The organism is Streptomyces filipinensis (assembly GCF_014649495.1).
GTDB lineage: Bacteria > Actinomycetota > Actinomycetes > Streptomycetales > Streptomycetaceae > Streptomyces > Streptomyces filipinensis.
On sequence record NZ_BMTD01000004.1, the window covers coordinates 1 to 15,685 of the forward strand.

General features: G+C 72.4%; 17 protein-coding genes. 9 read left to right on the forward strand and 8 right to left on the reverse strand.

Going from position 1 to position 15,685, the window contains the following annotated elements:
* The coding region (locus tag IE244_RS10895; RefSeq protein WP_191872939.1) for a hypothetical protein at window positions 1–282 on the forward strand (282 nt) is incomplete at its 5' end.
* A 116-nt stretch (window positions 283–398) separates the two neighbouring features.
* On the opposite strand, the gene IE244_RS10900 is transcribed toward IE244_RS10895, so the two are convergent.
* Both IE244_RS10900 and IE244_RS10905 read right to left on the reverse strand, forming a co-directional pair.
* A complete protein-coding gene (locus tag IE244_RS10900; RefSeq protein WP_191872942.1) occupies window positions 399–1,049 on the reverse strand; it encodes a response regulator transcription factor in 651 nt (216 codons plus the stop codon).
* Window positions 1,037–2,293 (reverse strand): sensor histidine kinase, encoded by a 1,257-nt coding sequence (locus IE244_RS10905; protein ID WP_191872944.1) that lies wholly within the window; start codon window positions 2,291–2,293, stop codon window positions 1,037–1,039. Before IE244_RS10905 ends, IE244_RS10900 begins: the two co-directional genes overlap by 13 nt.
* A 135-nt stretch (window positions 2,294–2,428) precedes the next feature.
* On the opposite strand from IE244_RS10905, the gene IE244_RS10910 reads away from it, so the two are divergent.
* A complete protein-coding gene (locus tag IE244_RS10910) occupies window positions 2,429–2,944 on the forward strand; it encodes a hypothetical protein (RefSeq protein ID WP_191872946.1) in 516 nt (171 codons plus the stop codon).
* Between the two features lie 170 nt (window positions 2,945–3,114).
* On the opposite strand, the gene IE244_RS10915 is transcribed toward IE244_RS10910, so the two are convergent.
* Both IE244_RS10915 and IE244_RS10920 read right to left on the reverse strand, forming a co-directional pair.
* Entirely contained in the window at window positions 3,115–3,762 is a 648-nt protein-coding gene (locus IE244_RS10915) for a LysE family translocator (protein WP_191872948.1), read from the reverse strand.
* Between the two features lie 9 nt (window positions 3,763–3,771).
* On the reverse strand, window positions 3,772–4,503 hold the full coding sequence (locus tag IE244_RS10920; protein WP_308436259.1) for a DinB family protein: 732 nt from the start codon (window positions 4,501–4,503) through the stop codon (window positions 3,772–3,774).
* Between the two features lie 19 nt (window positions 4,504–4,522).
* Between IE244_RS10920 and IE244_RS10925 the strand changes: the two genes are divergently transcribed.
* Window positions 4,523–5,869: an aminotransferase-like domain-containing protein gene (locus IE244_RS10925; protein ID WP_191873685.1), complete on the forward strand. Its 1,347-nt coding sequence runs from the start codon at window positions 4,523–4,525 to the stop codon at window positions 5,867–5,869.
* A gap of 193 nt (window positions 5,870–6,062) precedes the next feature.
* Here the strand turns inward: IE244_RS10925 and IE244_RS10930 are convergent, their stop codons facing one another.
* Window positions 6,063–6,968, reverse strand: a complete 906-nt coding sequence (locus tag IE244_RS10930; RefSeq protein ID WP_191872952.1) for a tryptophan 7-halogenase — start codon at window positions 6,966–6,968, stop codon at window positions 6,063–6,065.
* A gap of 481 nt (window positions 6,969–7,449) precedes the next feature.
* Here IE244_RS10930 and IE244_RS10935 point away from each other — a divergent pair, with 481 nt between their 5' ends.
* From IE244_RS10935 to IE244_RS10960, 6 genes are all read left to right on the forward strand, one after another.
* On the forward strand, window positions 7,450–8,481 hold the full coding sequence (locus IE244_RS10935; protein WP_191872954.1) for a LuxR C-terminal-related transcriptional regulator: 1,032 nt from the start codon (window positions 7,450–7,452) through the stop codon (window positions 8,479–8,481).
* 110 nt (window positions 8,482–8,591) lie between these two features.
* Window positions 8,592–9,170, forward strand: a complete 579-nt coding sequence (locus tag IE244_RS10940; RefSeq protein ID WP_191872956.1) for a carboxymuconolactone decarboxylase family protein — start codon at window positions 8,592–8,594, stop codon at window positions 9,168–9,170.
* Window positions 9,167–10,033 (forward strand): RNA polymerase sigma-70 factor, encoded by an 867-nt coding sequence (locus tag IE244_RS10945; RefSeq protein ID WP_191872958.1) that lies wholly within the window; start codon window positions 9,167–9,169, stop codon window positions 10,031–10,033. The genes IE244_RS10940 and IE244_RS10945 overlap by 4 nt, the downstream gene beginning before the upstream one ends.
* A gap of 88 nt (window positions 10,034–10,121) precedes the next feature.
* Window positions 10,122–10,601, forward strand: coding sequence for a helix-turn-helix domain-containing protein (locus IE244_RS10950; protein WP_191872960.1), 480 nt, complete (start codon window positions 10,122–10,124; stop codon window positions 10,599–10,601).
* Between the two features lie 78 nt (window positions 10,602–10,679).
* Window positions 10,680–11,270, forward strand: a complete 591-nt coding sequence (locus IE244_RS10955; protein ID WP_191872962.1) for a hypothetical protein — start codon at window positions 10,680–10,682, stop codon at window positions 11,268–11,270.
* A 109-nt stretch (window positions 11,271–11,379) separates the two neighbouring features.
* Complete coding sequence (locus IE244_RS10960) at window positions 11,380–11,715, forward strand: DUF2516 family protein (RefSeq protein ID WP_373305735.1); 336 nt, start codon at window positions 11,380–11,382, stop codon at window positions 11,713–11,715.
* Window positions 11,716–11,825: 110 nt separating this feature from the next.
* On the opposite strand, the gene IE244_RS10965 is transcribed toward IE244_RS10960, so the two are convergent.
* The 3 genes from IE244_RS10965 to IE244_RS10975 all read right to left on the reverse strand — a co-directional run bounded on the left by IE244_RS10965 (window position 11,826) and on the right by IE244_RS10975 (window position 15,536).
* Complete coding sequence (locus tag IE244_RS10965) at window positions 11,826–13,127, reverse strand: PP2C family protein-serine/threonine phosphatase (RefSeq protein WP_191872964.1); 1,302 nt, start codon at window positions 13,125–13,127, stop codon at window positions 11,826–11,828.
* Window positions 13,128–13,422: 295 nt separating this feature from the next.
* Window positions 13,423–14,490, reverse strand: coding sequence for a C40 family peptidase (locus IE244_RS10970; RefSeq protein WP_191873686.1), 1,068 nt, complete (start codon window positions 14,488–14,490; stop codon window positions 13,423–13,425).
* Between the two features lie 233 nt (window positions 14,491–14,723).
* Window positions 14,724–15,536, reverse strand: a complete 813-nt coding sequence (locus IE244_RS10975) for a class I SAM-dependent methyltransferase (RefSeq protein ID WP_191872966.1) — start codon at window positions 15,534–15,536, stop codon at window positions 14,724–14,726.
* Between the last annotated feature and the right edge of the window lie 149 nt (window positions 15,537–15,685).

Sequence of the window (15,685 nt, forward strand, 5' to 3'; positions counted from 1 at the left end):
CGCAAGCAGTCCGAGGGGACGGGCCCGAACGGGGAGCGGACCATCGTCCAGCTCATCCACGACGGCGAGGTCGATCTGATCGTGAACACCCCGTACGGCACCGGTGGCCGTCTGGACGGGTACGACATCCGGACCGCGGCCGTGGCCCGCTCGGTGCCGTGCCTGACCACCGTCCAGGCCCTGGCCGCGGCCGTCCAGGGCATCGACGCCCTCAACCACGGCGACGTCGGCGTCCGCTCCCTGCAGGAACACGCCGAACACCTGACCGCGGCCCGCGACTAGGCGGTTTCGTTTGGATCACCTGTCCGACTCCCTCACCGAACTCGGCACACTTCTCCCCCTGGTGCCAAGTGCTGCTCAGCACCGTTGTCGAGTGGGCATGGGGGCGTGATCGCGCACTATGCGGTCGCAACGCCCAGGAAGCGCAGCACCGCCAGGACGCGGCGGTGGTCGGCGTCGGCCTTGGGCAGGTCGAGCTTGGTGAAGATGCTGTTGATGTGCTTGGCGACCGCGCTCTCGCTCACGACCAGCTCGGCGGCGACGCCGGAGTTGGACCGGCCGCCGGCCATCAGCTCCAGCACCTCCCGCTCGCGCGGTGTCAGCCGGTCGAGCGGATCGCTGTGCCGGCGCACCAGCAGCTGCGCGACGACCTGCGGGTCGAGCGCGGTGCCGCCGGCCGCCACCCGGCGTACCGCCTCGGTGAACTCCTCGACGTCGGCGACCCGTTGCTTGAGCAGGTAGCCGACGCCCGAGGTGTTGGCGGCGAGCAGATCGGCGGCGTACCGCTCCTCCACGTACTGCGACAGCAGGAGCACGGCGGTACGCGGGTACTGGTGGCGGATCACCAGTGCGGCGCGCACTCCCTCGTCGGTGAAACCGGGCGGCATGCGCACGTCGACCAGGGCGATGTCGGGCCGGTGCTCCTCGACGGCTGCCAGCAGCCCTTCTGCGTCGGCGACTTGCGCGCACATCTCGAAGCCGGCCGCCTCCAGCACCTTGACCACGCCGATGCGCAGCAAGAGGGAATCCTCGGCGATCACGGCGCGCACGGCAGCTCCACGGTGACGACGGTCGGGCCCCCGGCGGGGCTGCGGCAGGAGAACGTGCCGTCGACGGACGCGACGCGCTTGGCGAGCCCGGCGAGCCCGGTGCCACCCACGGCCGCCGCGAGATCCGCGCCGCCCGCGCCGTCGTCCGCGACGACCACCAGCAGTGTCTCCCCGATCCGCTCCACGGTCACGTCCGCCCGGGTCGCCTGGGCGTGTTTGACCACGTTCGTCAGGGCTTCGGAGACCACGAAGTACGCGACGGCCTCGACCGTGGGTGAGGGGCGCCGCGGCAGGTCCACCGCCACGCGCACCGGGATCGGGAGGCGGGCGGCGACCCCGGACAGCGCGGCGTCCAGGCCGCGGTCCTCCAGGACGGCCGGATGCAGGCCGCGCACCAGGTCGTTCAGCTCGGCGATCGCCTCCTTCGCCTCGCGGTGCGCCTCGTCGATCACCCTGCGGGCGTCCTCCGGCAGGTCGCCGAGGGTGGACCTGGCCAGGCCCAGGTTGACGGCGAGTGAGACGAGGCGCTGCTGTGCGCCGTCGTGCAGGTCGCGCTCGATCCGCCGCCGCTCGGCGTCGGCGGCGTCGAGCACACCGGCCCGGCTCTCGGCGAGGTCGGCCACCCGGCGGGCCAGCTTCTCCGTGCGGCTGGGGCCGAGCAGGACCTCGGCCGTCCGGCTGTCCAGCCGCAGCAGGGCGCCGGTCAGCCGGGGCCCGAGGAACAGCAGAGCGAGGCCGCCGGCGGTGATGTACGCGGCCTGCGTGGTGTACCCGAGGTCGGTGACCCGCCACTGCGGGGGCAGCGCCCAGATCCACACGTAGAGGGAGGCGGCCACGACACCGGCGGCCCAGACGGCGAGGACGGCGAGGTCCAGGACGGCGAGCAGCGGACCCGCCACGGCGTGGTAGCAGACCTGCCGCCACAAGGCCCGCGTGGTCAGGCGGCGCACCGCCGACCTCCAGTTGCGTCCGGGCCCTGGTGCGGCGGGGCGCGGGAGGTCCTTGCCGGCGAGCGCCCGGTAGCGCCGCCGCTGCCCGACGGTCAGCAGGGGTGTCACCCAGAGCGTGAGCAGCACGGGCAGCGGAATCACGGCCGGCGCCCCCGCTATCGCGCCGGCCAGCCAGAGCCACAGTGGCACCACGGCGAGGTGGAGCGGCAGGCCGGCGGCGACGAGCGCGGTCCGGTGTCCCGCCCTGCGGAACGTCCGGCCCAGTTCCAGCTGCAGCCACGTCGTGAGTTGCATGCGTCAAACGGTAAAGCCGCAGGCCATCCCCGTGCCATGACGCTCCCGCCCGGTTCGGGGGTGCACTTTTCTCCACCCCGGGTCGGAACCCTGCGTGACTGACGGCGCCCCCGTGTGCGGCGGAGGGTGGAGGACGTGAAGGGGAGAGCCGGCGGGGAGCGGGGGAAGACGATGCGTCAACGGGTGTCGTGCAATGACGAATTGGCCGGCGCCGAGGGCTTCGGCCGCGCCGAGGTCATCCCGCTCCACGAAGAGGCGGAGGAGCCGCGCCCGGCGCGGGGCATGCGGCGGGCCGGGCGGCTGCTGGTCGCCTGCGGGCTCGCCCTGCTGCCGTGGCTGTACGTGCTGGCCACCGGCCTGCCGGCCACCGCGACCGCGGCGCACTGGCCGGTCGCCTGGGTCGGGCTCGACGCGCTGGAGGCGCTCGGCCTGATCGCCACCGGCCTCCTCGCCGCCCGCGGCGACCGGCGGCACGCCCTGGCAGCCGCCGCGACCGCGACGCTGCTTGTGGTGGACGCCTGGTTCGACACCACGACCGCGGCCCCGGGCGGCGACTTCGCCACCGCGGTCGCCATGGCGCTCGGCGCCGAGCTGCCGCTCGCCGCGCTGTGCGGCCGGCTGGCGCTGCGGGCGCTGGGCCGGCACGCGTGACGCCGACCGCCCAGCCACATGCCACGGACCGAATCGATCCACTCCTCGACGTGCCGTTGCCGTTCCTGACAGCCGACCGGATGGACGCCGTACACCGAAACCGCCTGGCAGCCAGCCCCGAGGGGGACACCGGAAACGGTGTCCCCCTCCTTGTCGTTCCGTCAGTTCCGTCAGCTGGTGACGGCGGGGCCCGAGGTGTCGATGGCCAGGGTGACGGCCAGGGCGCCGAGGACCGTGCCCATCATGTAGCGCTGCACCTTCAGCCAGGAGGGGCGACGGGAGAGGAAGACGGCGATCGTGCCGGCGGCGAGCACGATGGTCATGTTGACCGCGATGCTGACCACGATCTGGAACGAGCCGAGGATGATGCCCTGAAGGAGGACGTGACCCTTGTGCAGGTCGATGAACTGGGGGATGAGGGAGAGGTACATGATGGCGATCTTCGGGTTGAGCAGGTTCGTCATCAGGCCCATGGTGAACAGCTTGCGCGGTGAGTCGTGCGGCACGTCCTGCGGGTCGAACACGGAGATGCCGCCCGGCTTGAGCGCGTTCCACGCGAGGTAGGCGAGGTAGCCGGCGCCGGCCAGTTTCACGGCGACGTACAGCTCGGGCACCGCGAGGAAGACGACCGAGAGGCCCAGGTTCGCGGCGAGCAGGTACATCATGAAGCCCAGCGCCACACCGCCGAGGGAGATCATCCCGGCGCGCCGGCCCTGGGTGATGCTGCGGGAGACGAGATAGATCATGTTCGGGCCGGGGGTCAGCACCATGCCGAGTGCCACCACCGACACACCGAGGATCCCGCTCAGTTCAACCATGAAAACCCCTCATTCGCTGTTGCGTCGTGCTGCGTTCTGTGTGTGCGCCGCGTCGGCGCCGTCGTCGCGGACGGCCTCGCCGAGGTCGTGCGCGATGTCGTGCAGGAGGTGGCGGGTGAAGAAGTCGACGGTGAGCCGGGGGTCCGCGAGGCGCGGATCGTCGCGGTCCCAGTCGTCGGCGGTGAGCGTGGCCAGACGGCGTGCCAGGGCCTCGGCGGCCCGCTCCAGCTCCTCGGCCACGCGGCGTGGCTCCTCGTCCCGGTAAGGGGGGAGTGGGTGGGGGCAGTCGGAGACGGCCCCGGTCGTCGGCGTACCGTCCGGACCGCTCGGTGCAATCGGTGATTGCCCCAGAATTGCATCGAGGCGGAGGTGGAACAACAGGCACATGTCCCGGACGTGGCAGCCGCACTCCAGGGGTGACCAGGCGGGTGCACCCCTGCGGCGGCAGCCGAGTCTCGGGGCGAGCAGCAGTCGCTGCCAGGCCGCGCAGTAGGCGCGCAGTGTGTCGGCGATCGCGTCCTGCCTGATCAGGCGAGAGTTGAAGCCGCAGCGACGGCAGTCGGGCAGAAGGGCGGGGGCGTGCCCGAGTGGTGACCGGGTTCGCGTCGTCGAGTTCACTGAGCCCAGGACTCCCTTCCTGACCTCGGGGCAATGCCTGGAGCGTATGGCAGGGCAATAGCTCGATGCAACCGATACATTGCACTGAGTGCAATGCTGTGGTTGGATGGAGCTCACCCGCACGGACGAGGGGAGCGCGGTCGTGAAGGACTATCAGAGCGTCGCCGACGCGGTGGCCGAGGAGATCAGGACCGGCGTCCTGCGGCCCGGCGACCGGCTCCCCCCGCAGCGCGAGTTCGCCCGGCAGCACGGCATCGCCAACTCCACCGCCACGCGCGTGTACCAGGAGCTGGCCCGGCGCGGTCTGACGGTGGGCGAGGTGGGACGCGGCACGTTCGTGCGCGCGGGGTCCGCCTGGTCCGGTCCGGCCGGCCCCGCGCTGACCGAGCCGGCGGCCGGCCGGATCGATCTCGAACTGAACTACCCGGCCGTACCCGAACAGAGCGCGCTGCTCGCCGAAGGGCTCGGCGCCCTGCTGCGGCCCGACGCCCTGGGGTACGCCCTGCAGCCGGTCGGCACGGCGGGACTTCCCGCGGTCCAGGAGTCCGCCGCCGACATCCTCGCCCGTGGCGGCTGGCGCCCCGACCCCGCGCGGATCCTGTTCGCCGGCAACGGGCGGCAGGCCATCTCGGCCGTCGTCGCCGCGCTGGTGCCGCCGGGCGGGCGGCTCGGTGTGGAGGAGCTGACGTACCCCGTCATCAAGGCGGTCGCCGGCCGGCTCGGCATCACGCTCGTCCCGCTGGCCATGGACGACGCCGGGCTCGTCCCGGAGGCGGTCGAGGAGGCCCACGCGGCGGCCCCGCTGCACGCCGTCTATGTGCAGCCGAGGCTGCACAACCCGCTGACGCTCACCATGCCCGAGTGGCGGGTGGAGAAGCTGGCCGAGGTCCTGGGAAGGCTGGACCTGGTGGCGGTCGAGGATGCCATCTGGGCCTTCCTGCGTGACGAGCTGCCGCCGCTCGCCGCCCACGCCCCGGAGCGGACCGTTCTGATCGACAGCCTCTCCAAGCGCATCGCCCCCGGCCTCACCCTGGGCTTCGCGGTGGCACCGCACGCCCTGTCCAGTGAGATCGCGGCGTCCCTGCGCTCGGGCGGCTGGGCCCCCATGCGGTTCGCCCTGGAGGCGGCCCACCGCTGGCAGCAGGACGGCACCGTGAAGAAGCTGGTGGACGCCAAGCAGCGGGAAGCGGCGGTACGGCAGGAGATCGCGGGCCGGCACCTCGCCGGTTTCGCCGTGCGGAGCCATCCGCTCTCCTATCACTGCTGGTGGCAACTGCCCCGCCCGTGGCGCGCGGACACGTTCGTCGCCGCCGCCGCGCGGCACGGCATCGGGGTCGTGCCCGCCGCCGCGTTCACCGTCGGCGGCAGCCACGCCCCCAACGCCATCCGCCTGGGTCTCGCCTCGCCACGGCCGGACGTCCTGTCCCACGCGCTAGGCGTGCTCGTCGAACTGGCCCGATCCGCCCCCGACGACCTCGTCACCGACTGAGCCCCCAGCCCTTCGTCCCTGACCGAGCCCCGACGGCCTCGCCACCGACTGAGTCCCGACGGCCTCGTCACCGACCGAGCCTCCAGCCCTTCACCGACGGCGCCTCCAGCCCTCCTCACCGACCGAGTCCCGACACCCTCGTCACCGACCGAGTCCCGACGGCCCCGTCATCCGACCGAGCCCCCAGCCCTCGTCAGCGACCGAGCGCCGGCACCCTCGTCATCCGACCGGGCCCCGCGCCCTCGTCACCGGCTGGGGCCCCTGGGGGCGTGGCGTGGAGCGCCTCGGCGTACGCCTGCCGGTAGCGCCGCTCGAACTCCGTGAAGGCCTCCTCCTCGGCCGACGTCCCGCACAGGAACCCGTCGAGGGCGCGGGCCAGGAGGCCGGCGCCGTGGCAGGCCAGGTGTGTCCCGTGCGCCAGCGCCGGTTCCGGTTCGACACCGCACGCGGCGTCGCCGACCAGCACCATCCCTGGACGCCACAGCCGGTCGTCGGCGTACGACCAGTGCGGGCGCATCCGGATCCCCCCGTGGCGGCCCTCGCGCACCCGGGTGGCTCCCGCCAGGAGGTCCCTGACCGGGGGGCACGACGCGGCGAAGGCCGGCAGCGCGCCCTCGGGATCCTCGCGCACCCGGTCCGCCAGGTCCCGCCGCACCACCACCCCGACCCGGACGAGCCCGCCACCGGCCGGCGCGACCCGGAACCAGCCGCCGGCGAAGGGGAAGCGCCGCGGGCCGCCCGCCGCGCCGCCGGCGGTCTCGAAGCAGGCGTACACGGCCAGTCCGGACGGCCCTTGGACGCCCGCGACATGACGGCGCAACAGACTGTCGCCGCCCGAGGCGTCCACCACCCAGCGGGCCCGCACGGTGCGGCCCGGGCCGCCGTCCGGGCGGTGGCGCAGCCCGGCCACCCGCCCGTTCTCGACCACCACGTTGACGGCGGCGCACCGCTGCCGCACCTCCACGCCGTCCAGGAGCCCCGGACACGGCTCGCGCTCCAGCAGCAGCACCCGGTGGCCCCGCCCGGCCACCAGGGCCGCGGTCATCAGCCCGGCGGGACCGCCACCGGCGACCACGACGTCGTACGCCTCGCTGGCCATGCCGTGTTTCCTCCCGAAAGCCGGTGTTCAGTGAAACTTCTTTTACCCGCGAGGGGCCGGAGTTGCCTTCCTAGGGAATCTGCTAGATCCGGCGAAAGAATTTCGTAAACTACCCGTGGGTAGTGATTGCGTGATACAGGCGTGTCTGGTGGCGCAGATTCTCTTTCTGGCCGGGATCAGCCCCAGGCGGAGTCGTCGCAGTCGGCTGTGAAGGTCACGGCAAGGGCGGTGTAGAAACGGCCGTACCGGGCGGTCTGGAACATCTTCGATACCTCTCCTCTGTGATTAGTTTCACGTTTAGTCATATCTGGCCGAGCGGGCGGCAATGATCAGCCGCGGTCCCTAGGTGGACCGAAACTTCCTGGCAGAGCACTGTTCGGCCGCGCCGTACCCTCGTGATCAGCATGCTGGGGCGCGGGGGGAGTTGCGAGGGTGACAAGACGTCGGGATCACGCAACGCGGCAACACGAAGGGGGGACATATGTGCCAGGAAAAGGGCATCGAGGAGAAGTACAACGGCGGAAACGGCGCCGCTGGATCTCCGCATGGGGTGTACTTCTGCGCGCAGGGCCTGGAGCGTTATCGCGAAGCCCTGAACGATGGAACAATATCGGGAGAGGTACCCGCGTGTCTCCTTGACTTCGGGCTGCTGCGTCCCATGCCGGGCGTCGACGGATTCTATGTCCCGATCCCCCCGAAGGTCGCCGAGGCGGAGCTTTCCCGGTCCGTCGTCCTGGAGATCGAACACCGCCAGAACACGCTGGCGTCGTTGCGGTCCTCTTTCGTGGCCGCGGAAAGCCTCTATCACCGGGCGCAGCACGACACCGGCGCCCCCATCGAGTCCCTGCGCGGTGCGGACGTGATCAGCCAGTCGCTGCGGCTGGCCGTGGAGGCGTGCGGGGAGGAGCTGCTCACGGCGCAGCCGGGCGGCGGCCGTTCGCCGGCCCTGCTCGCCGAGGCGCTGCCCCGTGACCTCGCGCTCGTGCGGCGCGGCGTCACCCAGCGGACGCTGTACCAGCACAGCGTCCGCTCCCACCAGCCGACCCTCGCCTACATAGAACGCGTGACGGCCGAGGGCGCGGAGGTGCGCACCCTGGACGAGATCTTCGAACGCGTCATCATCTGCGACCGCACGGTCGCCTTCATCCCCGGCATCCCGGAGCGCAAGACCGCGGCGCTCGCCGTCCGGCACCCCGGTGCCGTCGCCTTCCTGGTGAAGGTCTTCGACCACATGTGGGACCGGGCCCAGCCCGTCTCCATCGTCCCCGAGCAGCACCGCCCCGATCTGCTGGCCGACCGGGTCCGGGCCACCATGCTGCGCATGGTCGTCACCGGCCACACCGACGAGACGATCGCGGCCCGCCTGGGCGTGAGTTCCCGCACGGTCTCCGCGCACATCAAGAAGGTCGCCGAGATCCTGGGCAGCCGTAGCCGCGCCGAACTCGGCTACCTCATCTCCCAGCACCGGCTGCTGGAACAGGAGGAGCCGGTGGGTTCCCAGCGGCGGTGGTGACGGGGTCTGCCGGGGTGTCACATCCCCGGCCCCGGCGGTGTCTTCATGCCGAACGGCCGGACAGGCGCTCGTACGACGGCCGTACGGAACAACCCCACAGGGAGAAGACGATGACGCTGCGCGTTCCGAAGGCAGAACTGCCCGCCGAGCTGGAGGAGAACCTGATCAAGCAGGTCGGCAAGGTGCCCGAGCCCTTCGCGGTGCTGTGGCACAACCCGAAACTCGCCGAGGCCAACCAGGAGTTCTCGGCCAGTGCGGCCACGTGGGACGCGGCCGACGCGAGCCTGAAGACGTTCGCGCACATGGCCGTCGCGGCCCAGGTCGGCTGCAGCTGGTGCCTCGACATCAACTACTTCCTCGCGCTGCACCAGGACCTGGACCTGACCAAGGCGAGCCAGGTGCCGCGCTGGCGGGAGTCGGAGGTGTTCACGCCGCTGGAGCGGGATGTGCTGGAGTACGCCGAGGCCATGACGGTCACACCGTCGGCCGTCACCGACGAGCTGTCGGCGAGCCTGCTCGACCGGCTCGGCCCGGCGGCGCTGGTCGAACTCACCGCGTTCATCGGGTTCGCCAACATGGCGGCCAGGTGCAACACGGCGCACGGGATCACCTCGCAGGGCTACTCCGAGGCCTGCCCGATCCCCCTGGCCGCTCGTTCCGCGGACCGCGGGACGGCGCCGACGGCATGACGCAGGATCCGTTCGTCACCCACCGCAGCCTGCTCTTCACGGTCGCCTACGAGATGCTCGGCTCGGCGGCCGATGCCGAGGACGTGCTGCAGGAGAGCTGGCTGCGGTGGGCCGGCGTCGACCAGGCGCAGGTGCGCGACCGGCGGGCGTACCTGGTCCGGCTCGTCACCCGGCAGGCGCTCAACCGGCTGCGCAGCCTCGCCCGCAGCCGCGAGGAGTACGTCGGCGAATGGCTGCCGGAACCCCTGCTGACCAGCCCCGATGTCGCCGAGGACATCGAACTCGCGGAGAGCGTCTCGATCGCGGTGCTGACCGTACTGGAGACCCTCGGGCCCACCGAGCGCGCCGTGTTCGTGCTCCGCGAGGTCTTCGAGCTGAGCTACGGCGACATCGCCGAGGCGGTCGGCAAGACGACGGCCGCGGTACGGCAGATCGCGCGGCGGGCCCGCGCGCACGTGGCGGCCCGGCGCCCGCGCGTGCGGGTGAGCCGCTCGGAGCAGCAGGCCGTGGTGGAGCGCTTCCTGGCCGCGCTGCGCACCGGGCAGCTGCAGGAGCTGCTGGAGCTCATGGCCCCGGACGTGGTCATGGTCACCGACGGGGGAGGGGTGGTCGCCGCCGCGCTGGTTCCGTTCCACGGCGCCGGCCCGGTCGCGGAGGTGCTCGCGCGCGCACACCGGGTGGTGGACACGCTGGAGACGGCGGCCGTGTGGCTCAACGGCACACCGGCCGGCCGGGTCGAGTTCGACGGCGAACCGAGCGCGGTGAGCCTCACGGTGGAGCACGGCCGGATCACCCGCATCCACGTGGTCCGCAACCCCGGCAAGCTGACCCGCCTGAACCAGCCGTCCGCCCTCGCCCGGTAGCCCCCGGCCGTCCCGTGCCCCACTCCGCGACACACTCTTGCAAGCAGGGTGCTTGCAATTGTTAGCGAGGGTGGGGCAAGGTGGAGGCATGGCATCGCTGAACGTCGGCAACCTCGGTGAGTACCTGCGCGAACAGCGGCGGAACGCCCAGCTGTCGCTGCGGCAACTCGCCGACGCCGCCGGGGTGTCCAATCCCTACCTGAGCCAGATCGAGCGCGGGCTGCGCAAGCCCAGCGCGGAGGTGCTCCAGCAGGTCGCCAAGGCCCTGCGCATCTCCGCCGAGACGCTGTACGTCCGCGCCGGGATCCTCGACGCCGAGCGGGACCGGGACGAAGTGGAGACGCGCGCCGTCATCCTCGCCGATCCCTCGCTGAACGAGCGGCAGAAGCAGGTGCTGCTCCAGATCTACGAGTCCTTCCGCAAGGAGAACGGATTCGGGATCGGCGAGCCCGCCGTGGCCGAGGTGGCCGAGGACATGGCACAGGGAGCGGGCGACACCGCCGTGCACGGCACCGGCGGGGCCGACGGACACGATGCCGATGCCGGTCCGCGGCGGACGGCCGGGTAACCGGACCAGGGCGCCGGCCGCCCCACCGCGGACCACACCAACCTCAGCCGAACGCGAATCCGGGAGGACCTGATCACCATGGCCATCACCGACGACCTGCGCAAGACCTTCAGCGACCCGACCCCCCTCTACTTCGCCGCCGGCACCGCCGACCTCGCCCTCCAGCAGGCCAAGAAGGTGCCCGCCCTGGTCGAGCAGCTGCGTGCCGAGGCCCCGGCCCGCATCGAGGCCGTGCGCAACACCGACCCGAAGGCCGTGCAGGAGAAGGCCGCCGCCCGGGCCAAGGAGGCGCAGGAGAACCTCCAGACCAAGGTCAACGAGTTCATCGGCACCCTCGACGTCGACCTGAAGAAGCTCGGTGAGCAGGCTCAGGACCTGGCCCTGCGCGGCGTGGGCGTCGCCGCCGAGTACGCCGTCAAGGCCCGGGAGACCTACGAGAAGGTCGCCGAGCACGGCGAGCAGGCCGTGAAGAACTGGCGCGGCGAGGCCGCCGAGGAGATCGAGGAGCTCGCGATCACCGTCGAGGGCAGGTCCGAGCCGGCCGGGGACGAGCCGAAGCCGGCCGCGGCCGCGGCCGAGCCCGCGGAGGACAGGAAGCCGGCGGCGAAGAAGACCCCGGCCGCCCGCAAGGCCACCCCCGCGAAGAAGACGACGCCTCCGGCCAAGTGACCGCGGCGGGGCAGGTCACAACGGGCCGGGCACCTTGGGGGTGCCCGGCCCGTTGTACGGGTACGGTGGCTGTACGGACGACTCGACTCGGGTGGTGGGCATTGTGCTGATGACAGCAGTCGGCGGAGTGATGTGGCTGATCTTCACCGCCATGCTGGCACTCGCCATCGTGGCGTTCGTGATGGCCGCGATCTTCCGTGAGGACGCGTACCGCGCCGCGGACAAGCAGAACAAGGGCTTCTGGCTGATCATCCTCGGCGTCGCGGTCGCCGTGAACCTGTTCGTCCCCATGCTGTTCCTGCAGCTGGCCGGCCTGGTCGCCACGATCGTCTTCTTCGTGGACGTGCGGCCGGCGCTTCAGCAGGTCTCGGGCGGGAAGGGCTTCCGCCGCCGCAGGGGAAGCAGCAGCGACGGCCCCTACGGCCCCTGGAACGGCGGGCGCTGAGGGCATTTCGCCGCGCTTCCCCGCGCCCCCTTCAGGCATGCCGCGGCTGACCGACCTGGTGCGCGGGGAACCGCGCGACGAACCCGCGCCCGGCCCCGGCGAAGCACCCCTTACGGCGCCCGGTCCAGCAGGACGACCGCCACGTCGTCCGTCAGCTCCCCGCCGTTGAGATCCCGCACCTCACTCACCGCGGCCCGCAGCAGGTTCTCCCCGTGCAGGCCCTCGGACAGCTGCCGGCGGATCATCCGCAGCATGCCGTCCTGGCCGAGCCGCTCGCCGCCCTCGCCGACCCGGCCCTCGATCAGGCCGTCGGTGTAGAGCATCAGGCTCCACTCGGCGCCCAGCTCCACCTCCATCCGCGGCCAGCGGGCGCCGGGGAGCAGACCGAGGGCGGGGCCGTTGTTGTCGTACGGCAGCAGCCGCGCCGGGTGGCCCGGGCGGGCGAGCAGCGGGGCCGGGTGGCCGGCCAGGCACAGGCCCGCACGGCGGCCGTCCGAGGCGATGTCCACCGTGCACACCGTCGCGAAGATCTCCTCGTCGGCGCGTTCGTGCTCCAGCACCTCCTGGAGCGTGCCGAGCAGTTCGTCGCCGCACAGGCCCGCCAGCGTCAGCGCCCGCCAGGCGATGCGCAGCTCCACGCCGAGCGCGGCCTCGTCCGGGCCGTGGCCGCAGACGTCGCCGATCATGGCGTGCACGGTGCCGTCGGGCGTGCGCACGGCGTCGTAGAAGTCGCCGCCGAGCAGGGCGCGCGAGCGGCCGGGCCGGTAGCGGGCGGCGAAGCGCAGCGCGGAGCCCTCCAGCAGGGGCGTGGGCAGCAGCCCGCGCTCCAGGCGGCGGTTCTCCTGCGCGCGCAGCCGGCCCTCGGCCAGCCGCCGCTCGGCCGTGTCGGACCGTTTCCGCTCCACGGCGTAGCGGATGGCGCGGCTGAGCAGCCGGCCGTCCAGCTCGTCCCGGAAGAGATAGTCCTGCGCGCCCACGCGCACGGCCTCGGCGCCGCGCTCGGCGTCGCCGGAGGCGGTCAGCGCGAGTACGGCGTGCCGGGGCGCGAGCTGGAGGACGTGCCTGAGCACGGCCAGCTCGTCGTCGCTGTCGCTGCCGCCCGGCGCCGGGAGCGCCAGGTCCAGCAGGATGCAGTGGACGTCGTCGGTGAGCAGCCGCCCGGCCTCGGTGAGGTTCCGGGCCGTGCGGACGCGGATCGGCTTGCCGGAGGGGTCCAGCAGGTCGGGCACGATCGGCGAGGCGGCCGGATCGTCCTCGATCAGCAGCAGTGTGAGAGTGGCGCCGGTGCCGTTCACGGGCGTGGCGTCGCGGTGGGCCTCTTCCTTGAGGGGGCCGTCGGCAACCGGGGCGGCCTGCGCCTGACCACTCTCCACGGCCGGGATCGCTCTCTGCCGCGGTACGGGTACGGGCATCGTCTGGGTTCCTTCCCTCCCCCCGAGGGCACGGCGGTGTCGAGGGGTCTCGACCCACCGACCGGGACCATAGCGGGTGCTCCCGCCCCGATGGAATGGTGTGAGCCGGGTCGCTCCCGCGCAGGCCGCTGTCATATGCCGCTTTCCGTACGACAGTTGGACAGGACGACCCGGCGGAGGGGATGACGAAGCTCACGTACCGCCCCGGTGTGCACGGCGGTTGGAGGTGGACTGGGTCACATCGTGTGCGTCGCGTGTGTCGTGTGGAGGAATGGCGGGCGTCACATGACCTGGCTCACGCGTCCGGTCGCACGATCCCCAGGATCGGCATCGAGCCGGCGCCCGCGACCGTGATCGTGCGGCCCGGGCGGGGGGCCTGGATGACCGCGCCGTCGCCGACGTAGATGGCGACATGGCTGGCGTCGTCGAAGTAGATGACGAGGTCGCCGGGGCGCATGTCCTTCACGTCGACGTGCTTGAGCTGCTTCCACTGCTCCTGCGAGGTGCGCGGGATGGGGTGGCCGGCCGCCGCCCATGCCTGGGAGGTCAGCCCTGAGCAGTCGTAGGCCTTCGGGCCCTCGGCGCCCCACACGTACGGCTTGCCGAGCTGGGCGGTGGCGAACGCGACGGCCTTCTCGCCCTGCGCGGACGCCACGCCGTGGATCTTCTTGAGGATCCCGGTGCCGAGCCACTTCGTCTGCGCCTTCAGCGCGTCCTGCTGCTCCAACTCGGCGAGCCGTTCCCGGTCCTTCTTCTCCAGTTCCGACTGGAGCTTCTCGGCGGCGGAGATCTGCTGCTGGATCTTCTTCTTGGCGGTGGCCTTGGCCTTGCGCTCCGCGTCCAGCTTCTTCCACTGCTCGGCGGCGTCGTCGGCGTAGCCCTGCAACTGCTTCTGGGTGCCGGACACTTCCCCGATCAGGGACTTCGTCGCCCGCTGGCCCTGCAGCACCAGTCCGGCCCCGTCCAGGACCTGGCCGGGATCGTCGCTGAGCAGGAACTGGGCGGTGGGCGGCACTCCGCCGGTGCGGTACTGCTCGCGGGCGGCCGCGCCCGCCTGGTTCCTGAGCCGGGCGAGCCGCTGCTGCCCCTCGTCGATCTTCTTCGCCAGCGCGACGATCGCGGCGGACTGCTGCTTGGCCTTCTCCTCGGCCGCGTTGTAGGCGTCGGTGGCGACGGCCGCGTCGTGGTAGAGCTTGTCGAGCCTCTCGCGGACCTTCTCCAGATCCTTGTCCGGCGGGGGAGTCGGGGACGCGCTCGGTGTGGGCGCCGGGGCGGCGAAGGCCGTGCCGGGTGCGCCCAGCACGGTCACCGCGCAGACCACGGTCACGGCGGCCGAGAGGATGCCGCGCTTGCCCCAGCCCATCACACATGCCCCCAAGCTGATTTACCGTCAGTAACTTACGGTGCTCCGGGGATGGTGCCATGCCGCGGCACAAAGCGACAGAGGCCGACGGCACGGGCAGCCGGCGGCAGCGGTCGCGGAAGCGGCCGGCGCAGGTGGCTGTCCCCCGTGTCCGCCGGGCTCGGCGATCTCCCGCCGGTGTGACGAGCGGCGCACGGGAATCGTTCCGCCCCGCCGCCCCCGAACGGGTGACGTCAGCCCGACGGCGCCAACGCCCGCCACGCCACCGTCACTTCGCCCTGCCGCCAGCGGGCCGGGGAGTCCGTGACCGGCCAGTCGGCCGTCAGGTCCCGTACCGCGCGCAGCCAGCGCTGGCGGGCGCCGTAGGAGGCGTAGGGCGCGGCGGCGGCCCAGGCGCGGTCGAAGTCCCGCAGGAAGGCGTGCACGGGCTCGCCGGGGACGTTGCGGTGGATCAGCGCCTTCGGCAGCCGCTCGGCCAGGTCGGAGGGCCGCTCCAGGGAGCCCAGCCGGGTCGCGAACGTCACCGTCCGCGGCCCCTCCGGACCGAGCGCCACCCACACGTGCCGCCGCCCGATCTCGTCGCACGTCCCCTCGACCAGCAGCCCGCCGCGCGAGCCGCCGCCCGCCGGGGCGAGCCGCGCGCACAGCCGCTCCCAGACGGCGGCGACCTCGGCCTCGTCGTACTGGCGCAGCACATTGGCCGCCCGGATGAGCAGCGGCCGGCCGGGCACGGGGACCTCGAAGCCGCCGTGCCGGAAGGTCAGCCCCTCGCGCTCGTACGGCCGTGCGGCGGTGACCCGCTCCGGCTCGATCTCGATGCCGACGACGCGGGCGCGGGGTGCGACGGTGCGCAGCCGCCCGAGCAGTTCCACGGCGGTCCAGGGGGCGGCGCCGTAGCCGAGGTCGACGGCGAGCGGATCGCCGGCGCGCCGGAGCTCCCCGCCGTGGGTGGCGGCGATCCAGCGGTCCATGCGGCGCAGCCGGTTGGGATTGGTCGTCCCGCGCGTCACCGCTCCCACGGGGCGGGTCGCTGCGCGGGCTGTCATGTCTACGAGGGTAAGCGGGCCGGCCGTGGCGTACCCGCACCCCCCGGTGGAGGGCCGCCACCCTCCGAAGGTAATGATTGAGTAAAGCCGCCTGTTCGGGAAATGGCGGAGCACCCGTCCGCTGTTGCACCACCGTGGAGGGCGCGGTC

Coding starts and splice junctions, on each gene's coding strand:
- IE244_RS10960 (WP_373305735.1), top strand. CDS start 11,380: ATGACAGCAGTCGGCGGAGTGATGTGGCTGATCTTCACCGCCATGCTG.
- IE244_RS10975 (WP_191872966.1), bottom strand. CDS start 15,536: ATGACAGCCCGCGCAGCGACCCGCCCCGTGGGAGCGGTGACGCGCGGG.
- IE244_RS10970 (WP_191873686.1), bottom strand. CDS start 14,490: ATGGGCTGGGGCAAGCGCGGCATCCTCTCGGCCGCCGTGACCGTGGTC.
- IE244_RS10915 (WP_191872948.1), bottom strand. CDS start 3,762: ATGGTTGAACTGAGCGGGATCCTCGGTGTGTCGGTGGTGGCACTCGGC.
- IE244_RS10955 (WP_191872962.1), top strand. CDS start 10,680: ATGGCCATCACCGACGACCTGCGCAAGACCTTCAGCGACCCGACCCCC.
- IE244_RS10930 (WP_191872952.1), bottom strand. CDS start 6,968: ATGGCCAGCGAGGCGTACGACGTCGTGGTCGCCGGTGGCGGTCCCGCC.
- IE244_RS10935 (WP_191872954.1), top strand. CDS start 7,450: ATGTGCCAGGAAAAGGGCATCGAGGAGAAGTACAACGGCGGAAACGGC.
- IE244_RS10950 (WP_191872960.1), top strand. CDS start 10,122: ATGGCATCGCTGAACGTCGGCAACCTCGGTGAGTACCTGCGCGAACAG.
- IE244_RS10905 (WP_191872944.1), bottom strand. CDS start 2,293: ATGCAACTCACGACGTGGCTGCAGCTGGAACTGGGCCGGACGTTCCGC.
- IE244_RS10940 (WP_191872956.1), top strand. CDS start 8,592: ATGACGCTGCGCGTTCCGAAGGCAGAACTGCCCGCCGAGCTGGAGGAG.
- IE244_RS10945 (WP_191872958.1), top strand. CDS start 9,167: ATGACGCAGGATCCGTTCGTCACCCACCGCAGCCTGCTCTTCACGGTC.
- IE244_RS10965 (WP_191872964.1), bottom strand. CDS start 13,127: ATGCCCGTACCCGTACCGCGGCAGAGAGCGATCCCGGCCGTGGAGAGT.